Origin of the sequence: Allomesorhizobium camelthorni (assembly GCF_011045125.1) — a bacterium.
Lineage (GTDB): Bacteria > Pseudomonadota > Alphaproteobacteria > Rhizobiales > Rhizobiaceae > Allomesorhizobium > Allomesorhizobium camelthorni.
The window spans coordinates 1-644 of the sequence record NZ_JAAKZF010000323.1 but is presented as its reverse complement, the minus strand read 5'-3'; the positions used below and the strand labels follow the sequence as shown (position 1 = coordinate 644).

Sequence of the window (644 nt, the reverse complement as noted above, 5' to 3'; positions counted from 1 at the left end):
AACAGCGGTGAAATCATTGCTCACGTCATGACCGATCAGGATACTGGGAGATGCCTCGCAGGTGGAGCCGCTGCTCGACCAGATCGATGTAAGAGAAATAAGATGCCCAAACTCGATGGTCCAATGACCATTGGCTATGGAATCGATGCCATCGACGCAGCGCGCAAAAATCAACGGCGGTACAACCATCTGCTTCACACGTCAAAGGGAGCGTTAGTGGATGGAGACTGATGATTTCGAGGCGGCGTTAGCAGCACTCCCTGAGGGCTACAGCGACGGGATTTACGAGGGACGGCGATATGGTGTGAGCTTTCGCCGATCCGACGGTGGACGACGCAACAGCTGTTTGCGCGAGAGTTGGCAGAAACAGAGATTGTCAGTTTCAACCCATACCGTCTGGGATCGTGCATCGCGTCCCACAAACCATGCGAGATGTATGCGCAAAAAGTGAGAGACTTCGTCTTGGGTTTCGATTGAACGCGCCAAACACGGCAGTGAACCGGAGCGAATGCCCTACAAGTGCAGGATTTCTGGTCACTGAGGACGCGAGAGCAAACGTAGAGCGCGCAGAAGAAAACCGGTCCTAAGCTTCAATGCCCGCCTTTACCTCTATCTCACCGCAGAACTTGCAAAGCTCAGCCTCA

General features: G+C 53.7%; 1 protein-coding gene. It reads right to left on the bottom strand.

Features of this window, described 5'->3' with window-relative positions:
• Positions 1-189, bottom strand: a 189-nt coding sequence (locus G6N73_RS36650) for a hypothetical protein (RefSeq protein WP_206079291.1), incomplete at its 3' end; no start/stop codon positions are given.
• Between the last annotated feature and the right edge of the window lie 455 nt (positions 190-644).